Raw genomic sequence first — 16,521 nt, 5'->3', positions numbered from 1 at the left:
TTCCAGGCGTTCGGAGACGCCCCGGAGCCTACCGGGGAGGTCACCCGGCCTGGGCCTGCGTACTACGCGCCCGGCGCCCCCGCGGTGAAGACCCCGGTGAAGACCTGGGGTGACGTGGACGTGGACATCGACGTGGACACGGGAGGGGCGACGATGCCGTTCGACCCGCCCACGGCGTCCCCGGGCATCGCGGCCCGGCGGCCCGCGGCCCCGCTGCCGTCGCCCACGAACCTGGCCGGGCTGGACCTGGAGGATCCGTTCGCGGACTTCATGTCGGATGCGCCCGCGCCCGCCGCTCCGGTGGCGGCTCCCCGGCCCGTGGCCTCTCCTCCGTCAGGGACCTTCCGCGCGGTGCCTCCGGGGGCCTTCGCGCCCCCCGCGGCCCGGGCCGCTCCTCCCGGGGCGTTCGCGGTGGGACCTGCGGGTGGGGCCCGGCCGCCAGCGGTCGTTGGCCACGGTGCGGGTGCGCCGGCTTCTGACTTCGGCACCGTGGACGATTCGTCGTTCCTGGGCCTGGATGACTTCCCCGGGACCGATTCGTCGGGGCTGGGACTCGGGACCGCTTCGGCTCCTCCGGGGCCCGTGGCTCCCAGGGGCCCGGCACCTGCTGGAGCAAGGCCTGCGTCCCCGATGGCGCCAGCGGCCCCTGCGCCTGCTTCGGCGCGCACCGCTCCGGGGGCCGTGGCTCCTTCCGGGGCAGATGCTGCCCCGGGGCGCGCGGCCATGCCTTCGGCTCCCGGCGCCTCCTCGGCCGGGGGCGTGGGGGCTGCTCCGGCGCGCGCGGGCATGCCGCCTCCTGGGGCTCCCGCGGCCGGAGGCCCGGCGCGCGCGGGCATGCCGCCTGGGGCTCCTGTGGCCGGAGGCGTTGGTGCGGCTCCGGCGCGCACCGCTTCGCCCCCGGGACCTGCCGGGGCTGCTCGCCCGGGGGCCGCGCCCGTGGCCTCCCCGGGCCTTGCCGCCTCGGGTTCGACGGACCTCGCGCCGGATCCGCTCTTCGACTTCTCCATCGACGCTCCCGCGGCTCCGGACGCGGTGTCGCTGCGCCATGCCGCGAACGTCGCCGTGGCGCCCTCTCCGAGCGGGGCCACGGCGGTGGGCCCGGTGGTGCCCTCGCCGGGCTTCGAGAGCGATGATCCGTTCGCGTCCATCGACGTCGCGGCTCCGGCTCCGGACCTGGCCGCCGCGCCCATGGACGCCGGCGCTGCTCCGGAGCCGATGGGCGACCTGTTCGACTTCTCCGGCGCGGGGGCTTCCGCGGAGGAGGGGATGGCCCCCACGGACACCGGCCGCGCCGCGCTCCTGGGTGACGTGCCCGCGGAGGCTGGCGCGGACGAGCCCGGCGGCATCTCCCTGCTGGGCGACGTGCCGGCCTACGACGACGGCGACCCGTTCAAGATCACCACGCCCCGCCGCGAGGTGGTGGACCTGGCCAACATGCGCGGCGGTCCCGCCGTCACCGTGGCCAAGCCCTCCGCCCGCATCGAAGACGTGGGCATGCCCCAGCGCCGGCTGCCCGGCCGCGCGCGGAAGGTGACGGGGCTGGTCCTCAACCTCGCCATCGCCACCGTGCTGGTGGTGGCCCTGGGCGCGCTGGGCACCGTGTACCTGCGCGACGGCAAGGTGGACCCCTCCACGCTGTCCCCGGACCGGCTGCGCACGCTGGTGCTGCCCGCGTCCCGCCCGTTCATCGCGAGCGACGTGTCCAACGGCCTCTACGAGACGCGCGACGGCCGCATGCTCTTCGTCGTGCGCGGCGAGGCGGAGAACCGCACCGGCGCCGCCGCGGCCGTGCGCGTGAAGGCCGCCCTGTTCGACGGGGACCAGCGGGTGCGCTCGGCGGAAGGGCTCGCGGGCGCGCTGGCCACGCCGGAGGAGCTCCACGCCGTCACCACCCGCGAGGCCGCCACCGCGCTCCGCCAGCGCATGGACGCCGCGGCACTTCCGGTGCCGGCGGGCGGCAAGGTGCCCTTCCTCGTGATGTTCCAGGAGTTCCCCGCGGACCTCTCCGGCTTCCGGCTGGAGGTGACGCTGGAGCCCGTTCCCTCCGAACCCACCGCCGACCGCACGGGAGGCTGAAGCCGCCATGTCCACGCTGGAGGAGGCCCGCGCGCTCGCGCGCAACCTGCACGCCCTGGGCGGAGGCGCCACCGTGCGCCGCAAGGCCGCCGCACGGGAGCTGGCCCGGCGTGAGCCGTTCGACACGAACGAGCTCATCGGCCACCTGCTGACGCTGTCCCGCGCCGGGCAGGCCCCCGCCACCTGCGTGCTGTCGGACTTCCTGGCCGCGCTGGACCAGGAGGCCGAGCACATCCCCCACGTGGAGGCGCTCCGGCGCATGGCCCACGTGCAGTCGCTGGAGGCGGTGGCGGACCTCTTCGCGCAAGGGCCCGCGCGCAAGGAGCTGGACGCGGACGCCGCCGCCCGCGCGGACGCGCTCGCCGCCAACCAGTCCCTGGGCCACCTGAAGCAGCAGGCCCGCCTCACGCGGGACCCGGACGTGCTGTCGCGCCTGGCCACCGTCAGCAACCCGGCCGTGCTGCGCAACGTGCTGATCAACCCGCGCCTCACCGAGGACCTGGTGGTGCGCATCGCGGCGCGCAGGCCCGCGCGTCCGGAGCCGCTCGTCGAAATCTGGAAGTCGCCGCGCTGGTCCGTGCGCCACAAGGTGCGCCGCGCGCTCGCCTTCAACCCGTACCTGCCGCCGGAGGTGGGCGCGAAGCTGGTGCCGCTGCTCACCACCGCGGACCTGCGCGAGCTGGTGGAGGACACGGGGCTGCTCCCCGCGCTGAGGCAACAGGCCGCGCGCCTGCTCCTGGCGCCGGCGCCCGGCAGTCCGCCCGGTCCGCTGGTCCTCCCGACGGGGGAGGAGTTCTAGGAGCGGCGGTCCTTGTGGGGGCCTTCGGTGAAGTCCGCGTCGGTGTGGCCCCGGCGCGAGTGGGGCAGGTGCTTCACGTCCACCAGGTCCTCGCCGCGCGACGCCTTGCGGAAGGAGTAGACGAACTTGCCCACCGCGTTGCCCAACTGCCCCATCCGGGCGGCCGAGAAGACCACCAGCAGGATGAAGCCGAGGACGATGAATTCTCCGAGGCCCAGCATGCTTCCGACACTGCAATAAACCCACCCGCGAGGCAAGTTGCGCACGCGTCCACCCCTGGACGCCCGTCCCACGTGGGCGCTGCGCCGGGGGGCCTTTCCAGCGCACACTGCGCGCCCATGCTCCTGCTCGCTCACCGTGGTGCCAGCGCCGACGCCCCCGAGAACACCCTGGAGGCCTTCACGGAGGCCGTGCGCCAGGGCGCCGACGGCGTGGAGCTGGACGCCATGGTGTGCGGCTCCGGCGAGGTCGTGGTGTGTCACGACGAGCGCCTGGACCGCCTGGCGGGGCAGCCCTGGGAGGTGCGCACCACGCCCTGGTGGAAGCTCTCCCGCGCGGACGTGGGCACGCCCCTGGGCTTCGCCCCCGCGCGCATCCCGCTCTTGGAGGAGGTGCTGGACGCGCTGCCGGAGCACTTCCTGGTCAACATCGAGCTCAAGTGCGACCGCTTCGACGACGGCGGCCTGGCGGCGGGCGTGGCGCGGCTGCTGGGCGACCGCGACCTGGCGGGCCGCGTGGTGGTGTCCAGCTTCAACCCGCTGAGCCTCTTCCGGCTGGCGGCGGTGGCGCCGGGCCTGCGCCGGGGCTTCCTCATCGACCCGGACAAGCCCTGGGCGCTGCAGGCGTACGCGCTGAGCCCGCTGGTGTCCTCGCACTCGGTGCACCCCTTCCACGAGGCGTGCACGCCGGAGCGCGTGGCCGCGTGGAAGGACGCCGGACTGCGCGTGGCGGCGTGGACGGTGGACGACCCCCAGCGGGCCCGCGTGCTGCGGGACCTGGGGGTGTCCTACCTCATCACCAACCGCCCGGGCCGCGTGCGCGAGGCCCTGCGCTGACTAGAAGTCCAGCCCCAGCGTGGTGTTGAAGGCGAAGACGGACGGCAGGTCGCGGCTGGTGGCGCCCTCCTGGTCGAAGCTGCCCAGGTTGGTGAGCGAAATCTCCGCGCCCAGCTGCAGCACGCCGCCAATGAAGCGCGCGCCCGCGTAGAAGCGCGGGGTGAGGTTGTCGCCCGCGCTCACCCGCGTGTACGGCGCGGCGTTGGTCAGCGCGTCGCGCGAGTCGTTGCCCTGCGTGTCCGCCACGGTGCGGCCGGGGTCGAAGTCCAGCGTGCGCGTGGTGGCGCTGACGAAGTTGAGGTCCAGGCCACCGTAGGGCGTCAGCGTCACCATGCCGCCCAGGGGGAACTGCTTGCCCACGCCGATGTCCAGGCCCGTGGTGGTCAGGTCCAGGTTGTGCGCGCCGAACAGCTTCGTCACGTGCAGGCGCAGGCCCACGTCCGGCAGGTAGGTGAAGCCCTCGTTGACGGCCCACTTCAGCTCGCCCGTGGCCGTCACCATGCTGCTCTTCTCAATCCAGCCCACGCGCCCGCCCAGCTCCAGCGAGAAGGGCAGGCCCTTGCGCACGTGGAGCGAGGGCACCAGCAAGGAGCCCGGCTGCTCGGCTTCCGTGGGCAGCGCCACGTCCTCTGGCAGCGACACCACGGACAGCTCCGCGTTGAACGCGAAGCCCGAGTGGCCCGTGGTGCGCGGGGGCATCAGGTTCGCCGACGTCATCACCGCGCCGAACGTGCGCGCGAAGGCGCGGAAGTCCGCGCTGGCTTCGGCGAAGGTCGCGTCGGAAATGATGTTGTTGCCCGCCTGCAGGCGCCGGTCGACGCCGAAACGGGAGATGGACAGGTCGTTGTCGTCCGCATGGGCCGCGGCCCCGGACAGCGCCGCCGCGAGCACCAGCCACCGACTGAACGTCCGCATGGGGGAATCAGGCCTCCGGGACGCATGCCGGCCAAGCGGGCGCCCACCTGCCGCGGACCCTAAATCGGCCCTCGGTGGAGCGTCAACAAAACGGGCGGCCCTCCTCCAGGGAAACGCCCCCTTTCGGAGGGGAGGCGTCCGCTGGAAGTGAGCCGCCCGTGGGTCAGGCGCTCCGGGGAAGGGCCCGGAAGCCCGGGACGACTACTGCTGGCGCGGCTTCACCGGCGTGGTGGCCGCGGCGGCGGGCGTCGTCACCTTCTGCGCCACCTCCGCCGGACGGCGGCGGATGACCAGGGTGCGGCGGCTGGCGAACTCGCTGCTCTCGCGGGCCACCACCAGCACGTTGTTGTTGCCCTCCTTGAGCGTGAAGTCGGAGGTGAACTTCAGCGTGTTGGGCTCGCCGCCCTTGGGGTCCACGGCCTTGAAGTAGACCTTCTGGTCGTTGACCAGCACGTAGACGTCCAAGAGGCCGTTGGGGTCCTTCACCGCGCCGGAGAGGGTGAACTTGTCGCCGTTCACCACCACGCCGCCGTGGGACGGGTCCACGTCCAGCTTGATGTCCGGCGGCTGGTGCGAGGTGTTGAACGCCACCGTCTTGGGCGCCGCGGCCTTGCCCGTCTTCACTTCCTTCGCGTCCTGCGTGCGCACGAAGGCGAAGCGGTCCTTCTCCAGCGCGACCTTGTAGTAGCCCTTGGTGGTGGCCTCCAGGGCCAGCGTCGCACCCTGCGGCAGCTTCGCCACCGGACGCGCGTCCGCGGTGGGGGAGGCGAACAGCTCCGCCTTGTCCGACAGCTTCACCAGGCCCTTCTTCGCCTCCAGCGAGGCCACGGGGCCGTCCTTCACGGGCAGCTGGAGCTTCTCCAGGACGAACTCCTCCAGGGGCTCGTCGAGGATGGCCAGCTTCAGCGGGAAGGTGTCGCCCTTGTAGCCCTTCTTCAGGGACACCTGGAAGCGCGCCGTCTTCGTCTCACCGGGCTTGATCTCCCCCAGTTTGAAGCGGCCCTTCTCGATGAAGATGTTCGCGTCGCCGCCGTTCTTGATCTGCGCGAAGGAGTCCAGCGCCGGGCCCACGCCCGTGTTGGTGACGTCCATCACCACCGTGACGTCCTCGCCGCGCTGCACGACGCCGTCGCCGTTGCACTCGGCGCAGTCATCCACCACCTGCCAGTTGAAGGCGAAGGTGGGGCGGGGCAGCTCCACGAAGGACAGCTCCGACACCAGGGTGTCGCGCAGCGCGCCGTTGTCGTCGAACAGCTTCACCTTCACGTCGTCGCGGCGGCTGGTGAGGTCCTTGGGCAGGCGCACCTGCACCTTCCAGGACTTCTTCTCACCCGGGGCGATGGCGCCGAAGAGGAACTCGCGGCGGTCGAGGAACGCGTTGTCGCTCTCCGTCCAGCCGCGCACGCGCTTGAGCGGCTCCGTGCCCTTGTTCTCCACGTGGATGACCATGTCCAGCTGCTCGCCGGCGATGATCTTCGTGTCGGCGCCCGGGGAGAAGCTGGCGTCCAGCTGCACGTTCTTCGGCGTGGGACCGGGGCTCCAGTCCAGGCCCAGGGCAGCGATGGCGTTGTTGATGCGCTGCTCCTCCTCGTTGCGCTTCTGCTCCACGAACTGCTTGCCCTTGGCCAGCTGCTCGTTGCGCTTCACGGCCGGCACCTTCAGGACGAAGTCGCGGGCGAACTGGACCTCGAAGTCCTCCTTGATCTCCTCCTGGGACTCCGCGTCCAGCTGGTCGTCCAGGTCCTCGCCCTGGCCGGCCACGTCCACGTCCAGGAGCGGATCCTTCTCGCCGTGCTCCTTCTTGTCCTTGCCCGGCTTGGCGGCGACCTTCTCCTTGGGCTCTTCCTTCTTGGCGGCGGCCTGGGCGGCCTTCTCGTCCACCTTCAGGTACTTGAGGCTGGTGCCCGGCTTCTCGCGGTCCAGCACCTCTTCGCGCTTCTTGGCGACGGTGGTGGAGTCCGGGTTGCCGAAGTGCTGATCCAGGTCCGCCTCGCCCATGGACTTGCGGGGCGCGAACACGTCCACCCGGTCCGCGGTGACGCGCGTGGGGACCAGCTGGATGTCCGGCACGATGCCGACCTCCTGGATGGAGAGGTCGCCCGGGGTGAGGTACTTGGCGATGGTCAGCTTGAGCGCGCTGTCGTCCGGGAAGTCGTAGAGCACCTGCACGCTGCCCTTGCCGAACGTCTGGCGCCCGATGATGACCGCGCGGTCCAGGTTCTTGAGCGCGCCCGCGACGATTTCAGACGCGGAGGCGCTGCCCGCGTTCACCAGCACCGCGATGGGGTAGGACTCCTCGCCCTCCGAGGGACGCGCGCGCTTCTCCTCGCGCAGCTTGTCGCTGAAGCCCACCGTCGCGACGATGTTGCCCTTGGACAGGAACGTGTCCGACACCTGGATGGCCTGCTCCAGGAGGCCACCCGGGTTGCCGCGCAGGTCCAGCACCAGGCCCTTGAAGCCGCCCTTGGCTTCCGCCTGCTTGCGGATGTCCGCCAGCGCCGCCTCCAGGTCGCGCGTGGTGTTGCCCTGGAAGTTCTTCAGGCGCACGTAGCCCACGCCGCCCGCGAGCAGCTTGTGCTGCACGGACTCAATCGAAATCATGGCGCGCGCCACCGTCATGTTGCGGGGCTTGTCCCAGCCGTCGCGCTCCACGGTGATGGTGATGCGGCTGTCCACCGGGCCGCGCAGCTTGGACACGGCCTCGTTGAGGTCCATGTTGACGGTGGACTCCTCCCCAATCTTCTTGATGCGGTCGTCCTTCTGGATGCCGGCGCGCGCCGCGGGCGTCTTGGGCAGCACCTTCACCACGGTGAGGTTGCCCTCCTTCATCTGGATGACGAAGCCCAGGCCGCCGAACTCACCCTTGGTGGACAGCTTCATCTCCCGGTACAGCTCCGGGCGCAGCAGCACCGAGTGGGGGTCGAGCGTGGAGAGCATGCCGTTGACGGCCGCGTACTCGATGTCGCGCGTCTCCTCGATGGGACGCATGTTCTTGGACAGGAAGTCGAACACGTCCTTCAGCGCGAAGGACATCTTCCACAGGGAGTCCACGTGGGAGATGTCGAACTCCTTCTGCTTGCCGTTGACGTTGACGTTGAGCTTGCCCGTCTCCGGGTTGCCGTCCACGAGCACGTCCGGGACGCTCTTCTCCACGTACTCCAGGGAGGCGATCATCATCTCCTTGGGCTTCACCCGCTTGGGGTCGACGTAGTTCTCCTTCACGTAGAGGATGACCTTCGTCAGGACGCGGAGGCTGTTGAGGTCGTGAGGCGCCTTCTCGCCCTTGGCGGAAGGCAGCGCGCCGTCCCAGGTGTCCTGCCCCGCCTCCGCCGCTCCCACGGTGAGCGGGAGGGGCGCACGGTCACTGCCTGCGAATGCCCAGGCCCCCAACAGAACGGCGACGGCGGTGATGCGGCGGAAGATACGCGGCATGCGGTTCATCCCAGCTGGGGCGCGAGGGGCGCCCCGGGTGATGCGTGAAAAGCCCTGTGAATCCGAACAGTTCGACGGGTGCCAAGGGACCTGGCAGCGGCCGGGCAAGCCTAATCACGGCTTCCAGGTGCTTCAAGGCGTGGCCTTGTCACTAGCGTCCGAGAACGTCTGCCGCAGGCAATGCGTTCCCGGGGGGGCCTGCACGGATGGACACCCGGCCTCCTCCTTTATTTCGCGTCAGGGGCGGCCACCGGACGATGGGCTCCCGGAGTGGAGCGCATCCGGCGGCGGGGGCAGGTCCCCGGCCTCCCGCAGGCCCCGGTACAGGAGGGTGCCTCCAATGACGGCCACCGGGAGGAAGAAGGTGTTGAGGATGGGCACCCAGAGCAGCAGGTAGACGCCCGCGCCGAAGCCCAGGCAGAGGGCCCGGCGCTCGCGCAGCATGCGGCGCACCTGGGCGAAGGGGTACAGGTGGCGCGTCATGGGCGCGGCCAGGTGCTCCGCCGCCATCCAGAGCATCGTCCACAGGCTGGCCAGCACGGTGAACGCGATGCTCCCCACGCCCGGCACGAAGTTCAGGGGGAACAGCACCGCCAGCCCCAGGAAGAGCAGCGCCATGCGGGCGAGCGTGTGCAACAGCCCTGTCGTCATGCTCCGCAGGAAGGAGGCGGGGGAGAGGACGGCGTCGGCTTGCGCACACTCGGCCTCCGTCGCCTCCGACAGCGGGTCCTGCAGCGGCGTCAGGAGGAGGGGCGGCACCACGTTGGCGCCCACCACCCAGGCGACCAGCGCGCCCAGGATGAGCGCGACGTACCAGCCGGCGCGGCCGTACCAGGACTCGGGCCGGGCCCACACGGACTCCAGCAGGCCGGGGGCGTAGCGGTAGAGGAGGACGGCCAGGCCCACCAGGGCCACGGCGGTGAGGACCGCGCACAGGCTGGACAGGAGGAAGAGGCGGCGCGAGCGGAAGATCAGCCGGAAGGCGCGGCCGAGCACCCCCACACCCTGGAAGAAATCCGACAGACGGGGTCGAGGGGAGAGGGAGGGGACAGGAGACGCAGGAGGCATGGGGGCGGGGTGCTCAAATGAGGGCAAGGCCAACGGGCCCCGTTATATAGGGCGCCCTCATGTCCCTCGACCTCAAGCGCGTGGCCTCCGAGCCTCTCACTTCCACCGCCCCCCTGGTGGAAGAGCTTCGCAAGGCGGAGAAGCCCCGGGCCCAGCACCGGCTGGGGCTGGAGCACGAGAAGTTCATCTATCCCGTGGGGTCCGCCCAGCCCCCGACCTACGAGGGACCGAACGGAATCGGCGCCCTCCTGGAGCGCATCGCCCCGGGCGGCTACGACCGCTTCCGGGAGACGCCCCAGTCGCCCGTCATCGCGCTGCAGCGCGGGATGGCGGCCATCTCCCTTGAGCCGGGCGGGCAGTTCGAGCTGTCCGGCAGCCCGTTCCGCACGGCCCGGGAGGCGCACCAGGAGAACCTCCAGCACCTGAAGGAGACGAAGGCGGCGGCGGCCTCGCTGGACCTGCGCCTGGTGGCGCTGGGCTACCGGCCGGTGGGCACCCCAGGGCCTGGAGGGGTGGAAATGCCCTGGATGCCCAAGACGCGCTACCAGGTGATGCGCCGCACGCTGCCGGAGCGCGGCCGGCTGGCGCTGAACATGATGCTGATGACGTCCACCGGGCAGGTGTCGCTGGACTGGGCGGATGAGGCGGACTGCGTGCGCAAGACGGTGGCGGTGGCGCGATTGTCGCCGCTGCTCGTGGCGCTGTACGCGAACAGCCCGCTGTTGGAAGGCAAGCCGTCCGGCTACATGTCCTTCCGCAGCCGCGTCTGGGAAGAGGTGGACCCCACGCGGTGCGGCTACCTGCCGTCCTGGTTCGACGGTTCGTTCTCCTACCAGGCCTACGTGGACTGGGCGCTGGACGCGCCGCTCCTGTTCCTGCGCCGCGACGGCGAGTACCGCCACCCGAAGCTCACCTTCCGCCAGCTGATGCAGGAGGGCTACGAGGGCAAGCCGCCGGACATGGGCGACTGGACGGACCACCTGTCCACGCTCTTCCCGGAGGTGCGGCTCAAGAAGGTGCTGGAGGTGCGCGGCGCGGACTGTTCCAGCGCGGAGATGACGGGGGCGCTGGGCGCGCTCTGGCGCGGCATCCTCTACGACGCGCAGGCGCTGGAGGAGGCGGAGCTGCTCCTGCCGCGGCTGACCTTCACCGAGCACCTGGCCTTCCACGACACCGCACGCCGCGAGGGCCTGGCCGGGAAGCTGGGGCCGCGCGAGCTGCACCGGCTGGCCGGGGAGATGGTGGCCATCGCGAAGCGGGGCTTGATGCGGCTGGACCCGGAGGACGCGCCGCTCCTGGCGCCGCTGGAGGCGGTGGCCGCGTCGGGCCGGTCGCCGGCGCAGGCGGTGCTGGATGCGTGGAAGGAAGATCCGCGTCCGGAAGTGCTGATGACGCGCTTCGAGCTGTGAGGCCGTGAGGCCGCGTCCGCGGCGGAGTGCCGCGGACGCGGGGCGCGCTAGAAGCGGCCGCCCACGGTGACGTTGCCGTTGAAGAGGCTGCCCTTCGCGTCGTCACTGGTGCCGGGGACGGTGGTCAGCTCCTCGCCGCCGAGGACGCGGTAGGTGGCGCGCACGCCGGCGAAGAGGTTGCCCGCGCGGTAGTCGAGCCCCGCCGCCAGCGGGATCTCCGTCTGCCAGTCATTCCGGTAGTAGGGCGCCGCGCTGTCGGAGGAGTCCAGGTAGCTCAGGCCCAGGCCGGCGCCGACGAACGGGTGCCAGCGCTCCTTGACGACGGGGCCCAGCTTGCCCAGGACCGACCCATTGTTGCGCCAGATGTGCTGGCCGTCGCCCACGCGGACGTCATCAATGGGGATGCGCTGCCCTTCGTAGCCGACCTCCACGCCGACGAGCGGCGCGGGCTGCGCGACGGCGGTGATGCCGAACAACGGACCCACACCCGTCTCGTCGTCCAGCTCTCCGGTGAAGCCGCCCAGGCCCGCGCGCACGTCCAGGCCGGCTTCGACCTCCTGTTCCTGGAGGCCCAACCTGCTCCCCACCTGGGTCGCGTCCACCGCGAAGGCCGGGGCCGCGATGCCCACGCCGACCGCCACCACCCCTGCCATCATCGAAGTCTTCTTCATGTCCAGGCTCCTCCCGGTTCGTGAACTGCTGGACCTGGAATGGAAGCTGGGACGGCAGGGCCGGACGGTGCACCTGCCCGCTGGGTGGAGCCAGGAGGCCGAGGGCCTCAGCGCCGGCCGAAGAGCTTCTTCAAGCCGGACAGCAGGCCGCTCGGCCGGGCCTCCGGTTCGGTGTGGAAGGGCGAGCGGGCGATGATCGCGTCGCGGGAGGCGTCATCCAGGTCCTCCGTCGCGAGCACCACGGGCTGCCGCTTCGCGCCGGGCAGGGTGGCGCTGAAGGCGAGGGTGCCGTCCGTGGACAGCTCCAGGTGCACCTCCACCTCGCCGGGGCGCTCCACGGTGAGGGTGAGGGCGCCGAGCCATTCGTTCTCCACGGCGGTGGCGGCGGTGCCCTGGAAGAAGGCGAGCGCCACCGGGCCGGGGGCGGTGACGGGGATGACGAGCGTCTTGGCGGTGGGCAGGCGGGTGTTGCGCTCCAGCACGCGGCGGAAGGTGCCGGCGTCCTCGGCGACGCCGATGGGGGCGGTGAGCACTTCCGAGACGCTGGCGGCGGGCTTGCCGGTCTCCGACAGCAGCAGCGCATGGCCGAGCAGCGCGGCGCCGCGCACCACGGCGGTGCGGGCGTCCACGTCGTCGTCGCGCACGGGCACGCCCAGGCTCTCCTCCAGGCGGCGGCGCACGAGGGGCGCGCGGGACTGGCCGCCCACGAGGAGCACGGCGTCCAGGCCTTGAGGGGAGAGGGCGTTGGACTCCAGCACCTCGCGGGTGACGGAGACGACGCGCTGGGCGAGGTCGGCGGTGAGGGCCTCCACGCGCTCGCGGTCGAGCGTGGGCCCGGGGCCCGTGGGCAGGGTGACGTCCACGGTGTCGCGGGTGGAGAGGGTCTCCTTGGTGGACTCGGCGAGGGTGCGCAGGGGGCCCCAGTCGAGCGGGTGTTCGGGGCGCGGGTGGCCCTGTTCGGAGAGGTCGCTGACGAGCGCTTCTGCGATGCGGCCGTCGAAGTCCATGCCGCCCAGCGTGGGGTCCCCGCCGGTGGTGACGACCTCCAGGTCGTCGCCCGTGACCTGCACGACGCAGACCTCCAGGCCGCCGCCGCCCAGGTCCACGACGAGGACGCGCTTGCGGGCCAGGCCCCGGCCGTGCGCGTACGCGAGCGCCGCGGCGGCGCTGTTGGTGAGCACGCGGGGCACGTCCAGGCCGGCCATGGTGGCGGCCTCGCGCAGGGCGGCGCGCTGGCGTTCGGTGAAGTGGGACGGAGCGCAGAGGACGGCGCGCGTCACCTTGCGGCCGAGGAACGTGGTGGCCGCCTCGCGAAGCTCGCGCAGCAGCATCGCGGTGAGGAGGGTGGGCGCCACGACGCGGCCGCCCAGCTCCACGCCCGCGTCGCCGTGGAGGTCGGTGGCGATGGGGAAGGGGAGCTGCGGGGAGAGCCAGCGCAGGTTCGGGGAGCGGGCGCGCACGCCGAGCAGGCGCTTGAGGCCGGCCGCGGCGCGGCGGGGGGCGCGAGCGCCTTCGACGAGCGCGGCGGCGCCGACCTGGAGCTCCCCGGAGCTGGCCACCGCGATGACGGAGGGAATGCCCGAACCGTCGGTGCCCGGGATGGGGATGGGCGTGGCGACGCCGTTGATGAACGCGGCGACGCGAGCGTGCGAGGTGCCCACGTCGATGCCGAGCACGACCTCCGCCGCCGCCGGAGTGGTGACGGGCACGGCGGGCGCCATGTCGAAGAGCGTGCGGCGCCGGCTGCGCGCGGTGGCGGCGCTGCTCTGTGCGTCAGCGGAAGGCGGTGGAGCGGCCTCGTCGGTGCGTGGGGACGGTGTCGCGGCGGATGTCTGTGACGCGGCCGGGCTGCTTGGAGCTGTGGCTTCGGTGGCGCGGGAGGACTGCTCCGCGGCTGGCGGCTGTGGTGCGGCCGTGCCGGGTGGCGTCGTGGCTTCGCTGGCGCGGGAGGGCTGCTCCGCGGTGGGCGGCTGTGGCGAGGTCGTGCCGAGTGGCGTCGTGGCTTCGCTGGCGCGGGCGGGCTGCTCTGCGGTGGGCGGCTGTGACGAAGCCGTGCTGCTTGGCGCAGTGACTTCGCTGGCGCGGGAGAGCTGCTCCGTAGCTATCGGCTGTGACGCCGTGCTGAGTGGCGCCGTAGCTTCGCTGGTGAGGGAGGACTGCTCCGTGGCCAGCCGGTGTGACGCAGCCGTGCTGAGTGGCGCCGTAGCTTCGCTGGCGCGAGAGGACGGCTCCGTGGCCAGCAGTTGTGACGCAGCCGTGCTGAGTGGCGTCGTGGCTTCGCTGGCGCGAGAGGACGGCTCCGCAGCGAGTAGTGGCGACGCGGCCGTGTCGAGAGGCGCAGTGGCTTCGCTGGCGCGAGAGAGTTGCTCCGTGGCCAGCGGCTGTGTCGAAGCCGTGCTGAGTGGCGCCGTGGCTTGGCTGACTCGAGAGAGTTGCTCCGTGATCAGCGGCTGCGACGAGGCCGTGCTGATAGAAGCCGTGGCATCGCTGGCGCGCGCAGACTGCTCTGTGGTGAGCGGTTGTGACGAGGCCGCGCCGAGTGGCGCCGTGGCTTCGCTGGCGCGGGAGAGTTGCTCCGTAGTCAGCGGTTGTGACGAGGCCGTGCTGATGGGAGCTGCGGCTTCGCTGTTGCGAGAGGGCTGCTCCGTGGACAGCGGCTGTGTCGCAGCCGTGCTGATGGGAGCGGCGGCTTCGCTGGCACGGGAGGTCTGCTCCGTGGCCAGTGGCTGTGACGCAGTGCCGAGTGGCGTCGTGGCTTCGCTGGCGTGGGAGGTCTGCTCCGTGCCCAGGGGCTGTGACGAAGCCGTGCTGAGTGGAGCCGCAGCATCACTTGCGCGGGAGGACTGCTCCGTGGCCAGCGGCTGTGACATGGCCGTGCGGAGCGGAGCCGTGGCTTCGCTGGCGCGGGAGAGTTGCTCCGTAGTGAGCGGTGGCGACGCGGCCGTGCTGATGGGAGCGACTTCTTCAGCGCGCGGGAACTCCGCCGAGGCGTGTGCTTGAGAGGGCAGTGGCTCCGAAGCCGTACTGTGCGGAACCGCGGCTTCAGCGGCGCGCGGCGACTCTGTCGCGGCGGATGTCCGCGCAGGCTGTTGTCCCGAATCCGCGCTGGCCGGAGTGGCAGCTTCGTTGGCACCGAGTGCGCGCGCGGCGGCAGGCTGCGTGGCTTCGTCCGGAGCTGGCAGTGAATCAATGACGGGCGAAACGGAGGTCCCGACCGGAACCTGGAGCGCCGTTGTTACGCCCGGAGATTCCTCAACAGACGGCTTCGCATCGGGAGCGAGCGCAGCGGATGCGTCAGGGGCCTCCATGGTGGAGACCGGATGAGGCGAAGCCTCCTCGTGGCTAGGTGCTACCGGAGAGGCGGACAGCGTCTCGTCAAGGGACGCGCTCGACGGAACCGTGGCGCTCGTGGCGCGCGCTTCCTCCGCGTCTGGAGTCGCGACGACGGACGACACTCCTTCAGGAGCGGAAGGAGTAGGGGACGCCGAGGTCAGAGCCGCCTCGTGCTCGGTCGCTCGGGCCAGCGCCCGTTCGGACTCGGGCGAAGCGTCGTGCGCAAGCGCTTCCGTCGCGAAGGGCCTCTCCGCTTCGGTGGCGATCGTGTCGCTGGCTGGAGGAGGCGCAGCGGATCCGACAAGCGCCGTCCAGGCATCCTCCGTCGGCAGTTCGACCACGACGACTGTCGACGAATCCTCCTCTTCCTGCGGAGGTGCGGAGTCGGATCCGGGCGGGTCCTGCTCTGCCGTGAAGGCTGGCGGGTCGAGCACGGGCTCCGTGTTCGACCTGGGCTCCGGTTCATCGGCGAGTGACGTGGTCGCTGCCGGCGCCGTGGCTTCGACAGCCTGTTCAAGCGCCGCACTGAACGGATCCACGTCCTCCGCGGCCGTGCTGAATTCGCGCGGAAGGGAATCCGGGTCGATGCCCCACGCGCGAAGGTGCTCAGCCTCCCGCTGGCTCGACGTCACAACCGGTTCTGGAGGAGGACGCGTTTCCTCCGAGCCGCCTGAAGTGTCCGCGGTGGAGCCTCCCATCGCGTCAGCGTTCGGCGCGGAGGAGAAGGACTCCACCGGAGGGAGCGTTGCTTCGGCGTCGACTCCATCCGCGTAGGAGTCCAGCTCCGCCGAGGAGGTGCGCTCTTCAAGAGGCAACGTTGCTTCAGTGGCGGTTTCCTCCGCCGCCCAGGAATGGCTCTGGCCCTCATGAGGCGTTGTTTCGGCCTTGAGTCCCTCCGCGTTGGAGTCCGGAGCAGCCCAGGCACCACGCTCTTCCGGAAGCGTCGCGTCCGCGCCACCTTCCGCCGTGTTGGAGTCCGGTGCGAACGAGGAACCGGGCGCTGCCGGAGCAGGCTCCTCCTCAGCCTCCATGCTGAGGTCGACGTCGAAATCGAACGACGCGTCGGAGGCGGTTGCTGCCCCGACCCGTTCAGGTTCCCCCGAACTGGATTCGGAGGCCCACTCGGAATGCTCGGGAGCGTGCGGGGCTCCGAGCACGGCGTTCGGATCAAACGCCTCCACTGACGCGGGAGTGAAGTGGACTGACTCGGGGGCACCGCCATCGTCAGGGGACTCCGATGCCCCCGTCTCCCGCGGAAGCGATTCGTCCGCGCGTGCATCCGGGACGGAGCCATCCCACTCCGATTCCTCGGGCCGTGCTTCAGCGGGGGCCTGCTCCCAGGACGCTGCTTCCACTCGGCCGCCGTCAGCCTCGGCATTGCTGAACGACTCCGCTGCGACGTTCGCGGTATCGGCGGACGTCTCCGTGGAAGTCGCCTCCCAAGACGGCGTTTCCTCACGGCCTTCATCGGCAGCCGCTGCATCGGACAGCGCGTTCGTCCCTACGGCCTTGGCGGTCCCAGGAGCCTCCGCCGGAGGCGGCATCACGGCCGCGAAGGTGCCGGAAGCCGCGGGAGCCCGTGCCCCGGTGGACTCCGGCACCGTCGGCTGGACCGTGAACATCTGCTGGGTCGCCCGTTGTGCCCCTTCGCCCGGCGGATTCCTCCGCGCCTTCCTCGAAAGGCCCACCGGCGGAAGGGGCGCGAGGTCCTCCTCCTCCTCGGCCGCATCCTCCGGAAAGAGCGACACCGGCTCATCCGGTTC

At 71.4% G+C, this 16,521-nt stretch carries 11 protein-coding genes; 4 read left to right on the top strand and 7 right to left on the bottom strand.

What is annotated here, in order from left to right; translation table 11 throughout:
• Positions 1-62: 62 nt before the first annotated feature.
• A complete protein-coding gene (locus NR792_RS18320; protein WP_375761777.1) occupies positions 63-272 on the bottom strand; it encodes a hypothetical protein in 210 nt (69 codons plus the stop codon).
• Positions 273-936: 664 nt separating this feature from the next.
• Here NR792_RS18320 and NR792_RS18315 point away from each other — a divergent pair.
• Together NR792_RS18315 and NR792_RS18310 are read left to right on the top strand one after the other, a co-directional pair.
• Positions 937-2,076 carry a hypothetical protein gene (locus tag NR792_RS18315; protein WP_375761776.1) on the top strand — a complete coding sequence of 380 codons (1,140 nt, stop codon included), beginning with the start codon at positions 937-939 and terminating at the stop codon, positions 2,074-2,076.
• Positions 2,077-2,083: 7 nt separating this feature from the next.
• On the top strand, positions 2,084-2,875 hold the full coding sequence (locus NR792_RS18310; RefSeq protein ID WP_120527385.1) for a hypothetical protein: 792 nt from the start codon (positions 2,084-2,086) through the stop codon (positions 2,873-2,875).
• On the opposite strand, the gene NR792_RS18305 is transcribed toward NR792_RS18310, so the two are convergent.
• A complete protein-coding gene (locus NR792_RS18305) occupies positions 2,872-3,096 on the bottom strand; it encodes a twin-arginine translocase TatA/TatE family subunit (protein ID WP_375761301.1) in 225 nt (74 codons plus the stop codon). The two genes, NR792_RS18310 and NR792_RS18305, sit on opposite strands and share 4 nt — an antisense overlap.
• A 117-nt stretch (positions 3,097-3,213) precedes the next feature.
• Here NR792_RS18305 and NR792_RS18300 point away from each other — a divergent pair, with 117 nt between their 5' ends.
• Positions 3,214-3,930 (top strand): glycerophosphodiester phosphodiesterase, encoded by a 717-nt coding sequence (locus NR792_RS18300; protein WP_375761300.1) that lies wholly within the window; start codon positions 3,214-3,216, stop codon positions 3,928-3,930.
• Here the strand turns inward: NR792_RS18300 and NR792_RS18295 are convergent, their stop codons facing one another.
• The 3 genes from NR792_RS18295 to NR792_RS18285 all read right to left on the bottom strand — a co-directional run bounded on the left by NR792_RS18295 (position 3,931) and on the right by NR792_RS18285 (position 9,345).
• Positions 3,931-4,845 (bottom strand): hypothetical protein, encoded by a 915-nt coding sequence (locus tag NR792_RS18295; RefSeq protein WP_375761299.1) that lies wholly within the window; start codon positions 4,843-4,845, stop codon positions 3,931-3,933.
• A gap of 201 nt (positions 4,846-5,046) precedes the next feature.
• The gene (locus tag NR792_RS18290) at positions 5,047-8,286 is read right to left on the bottom strand and encodes an MXAN_5808 family serine peptidase (RefSeq protein WP_375761298.1); all 3,240 of its coding nucleotides are present in this window, start codon (positions 8,284-8,286) and stop codon (positions 5,047-5,049) included.
• A gap of 228 nt (positions 8,287-8,514) precedes the next feature.
• On the bottom strand, positions 8,515-9,345 hold the full coding sequence (locus tag NR792_RS18285) for an EI24 domain-containing protein (RefSeq protein ID WP_375761297.1): 831 nt from the start codon (positions 9,343-9,345) through the stop codon (positions 8,515-8,517).
• Between the two features lie 59 nt (positions 9,346-9,404).
• Here NR792_RS18285 and NR792_RS18280 point away from each other — a divergent pair, with 59 nt between their 5' ends.
• The gene (locus NR792_RS18280) at positions 9,405-10,754 is read left to right on the top strand and encodes a glutamate--cysteine ligase (RefSeq protein ID WP_375761296.1); all 1,350 of its coding nucleotides are present in this window, start codon (positions 9,405-9,407) and stop codon (positions 10,752-10,754) included.
• A gap of 47 nt (positions 10,755-10,801) precedes the next feature.
• Here NR792_RS18280 and NR792_RS18275 read toward each other — a convergent pair whose 3' ends face one another.
• Together NR792_RS18275 and NR792_RS18270 are read right to left on the bottom strand one after the other, a co-directional pair.
• The gene (locus NR792_RS18275; protein WP_375761295.1) at positions 10,802-11,425 is read right to left on the bottom strand and encodes an outer membrane protein; all 624 of its coding nucleotides are present in this window, start codon (positions 11,423-11,425) and stop codon (positions 10,802-10,804) included.
• 107 nt (positions 11,426-11,532) lie between these two features.
• On the bottom strand, positions 11,533-13,146 hold the full coding sequence (locus NR792_RS18270) for an Hsp70 family protein (RefSeq protein WP_375761645.1): 1,614 nt from the start codon (positions 13,144-13,146) through the stop codon (positions 11,533-11,535).
• Between the last annotated feature and the right edge of the window lie 3,375 nt (positions 13,147-16,521).

This window comes from Corallococcus exercitus (assembly GCF_042231735.1).
In the GTDB taxonomy this organism is placed as follows: Bacteria; Myxococcota; Myxococcia; order Myxococcales; family Myxococcaceae; genus Corallococcus; species Corallococcus exercitus_B.
The sequence above is the reverse complement of the archived record's forward strand: the minus strand, read 5'-3'. Positions and strand labels throughout refer to the sequence as shown.

What these genes read in the sequence shown, in the direction of transcription:
- NR792_RS18320 (WP_375761777.1), bottom strand. Translation starts at nt 272, where the DNA reads ATGAAGTCCGCGAACGGATCCTCCAGGTCCAGCCCGGCCAGGTTCGTG.
- NR792_RS18310 (WP_120527385.1), top strand. Translation starts at nt 2,084, where the DNA reads ATGTCCACGCTGGAGGAGGCCCGCGCGCTCGCGCGCAACCTGCACGCC.
- NR792_RS18305 (WP_375761301.1), bottom strand. Translation starts at nt 3,096, where the DNA reads ATGCTGGGCCTCGGAGAATTCATCGTCCTCGGCTTCATCCTGCTGGTG.
- NR792_RS18300 (WP_375761300.1), top strand. Translation starts at nt 3,214, where the DNA reads ATGCTCCTGCTCGCTCACCGTGGTGCCAGCGCCGACGCCCCCGAGAAC.
- NR792_RS18295 (WP_375761299.1), bottom strand. Translation starts at nt 4,845, where the DNA reads ATGCGGACGTTCAGTCGGTGGCTGGTGCTCGCGGCGGCGCTGTCCGGG.
- NR792_RS18290 (WP_375761298.1), bottom strand. Translation starts at nt 8,286, where the DNA reads ATGAACCGCATGCCGCGTATCTTCCGCCGCATCACCGCCGTCGCCGTT.
- NR792_RS18285 (WP_375761297.1), bottom strand. Translation starts at nt 9,345, where the DNA reads ATGCCTCCTGCGTCTCCTGTCCCCTCCCTCTCCCCTCGACCCCGTCTG.
- NR792_RS18280 (WP_375761296.1), top strand. Translation starts at nt 9,405, where the DNA reads ATGTCCCTCGACCTCAAGCGCGTGGCCTCCGAGCCTCTCACTTCCACC.
- NR792_RS18275 (WP_375761295.1), bottom strand. Translation starts at nt 11,425, where the DNA reads ATGAAGAAGACTTCGATGATGGCAGGGGTGGTGGCGGTCGGCGTGGGC.
- NR792_RS18270 (WP_375761645.1), bottom strand. Translation starts at nt 13,146, where the DNA reads ATGGCGCCCGCCGTGCCCGTCACCACTCCGGCGGCGGCGGAGGTCGTG.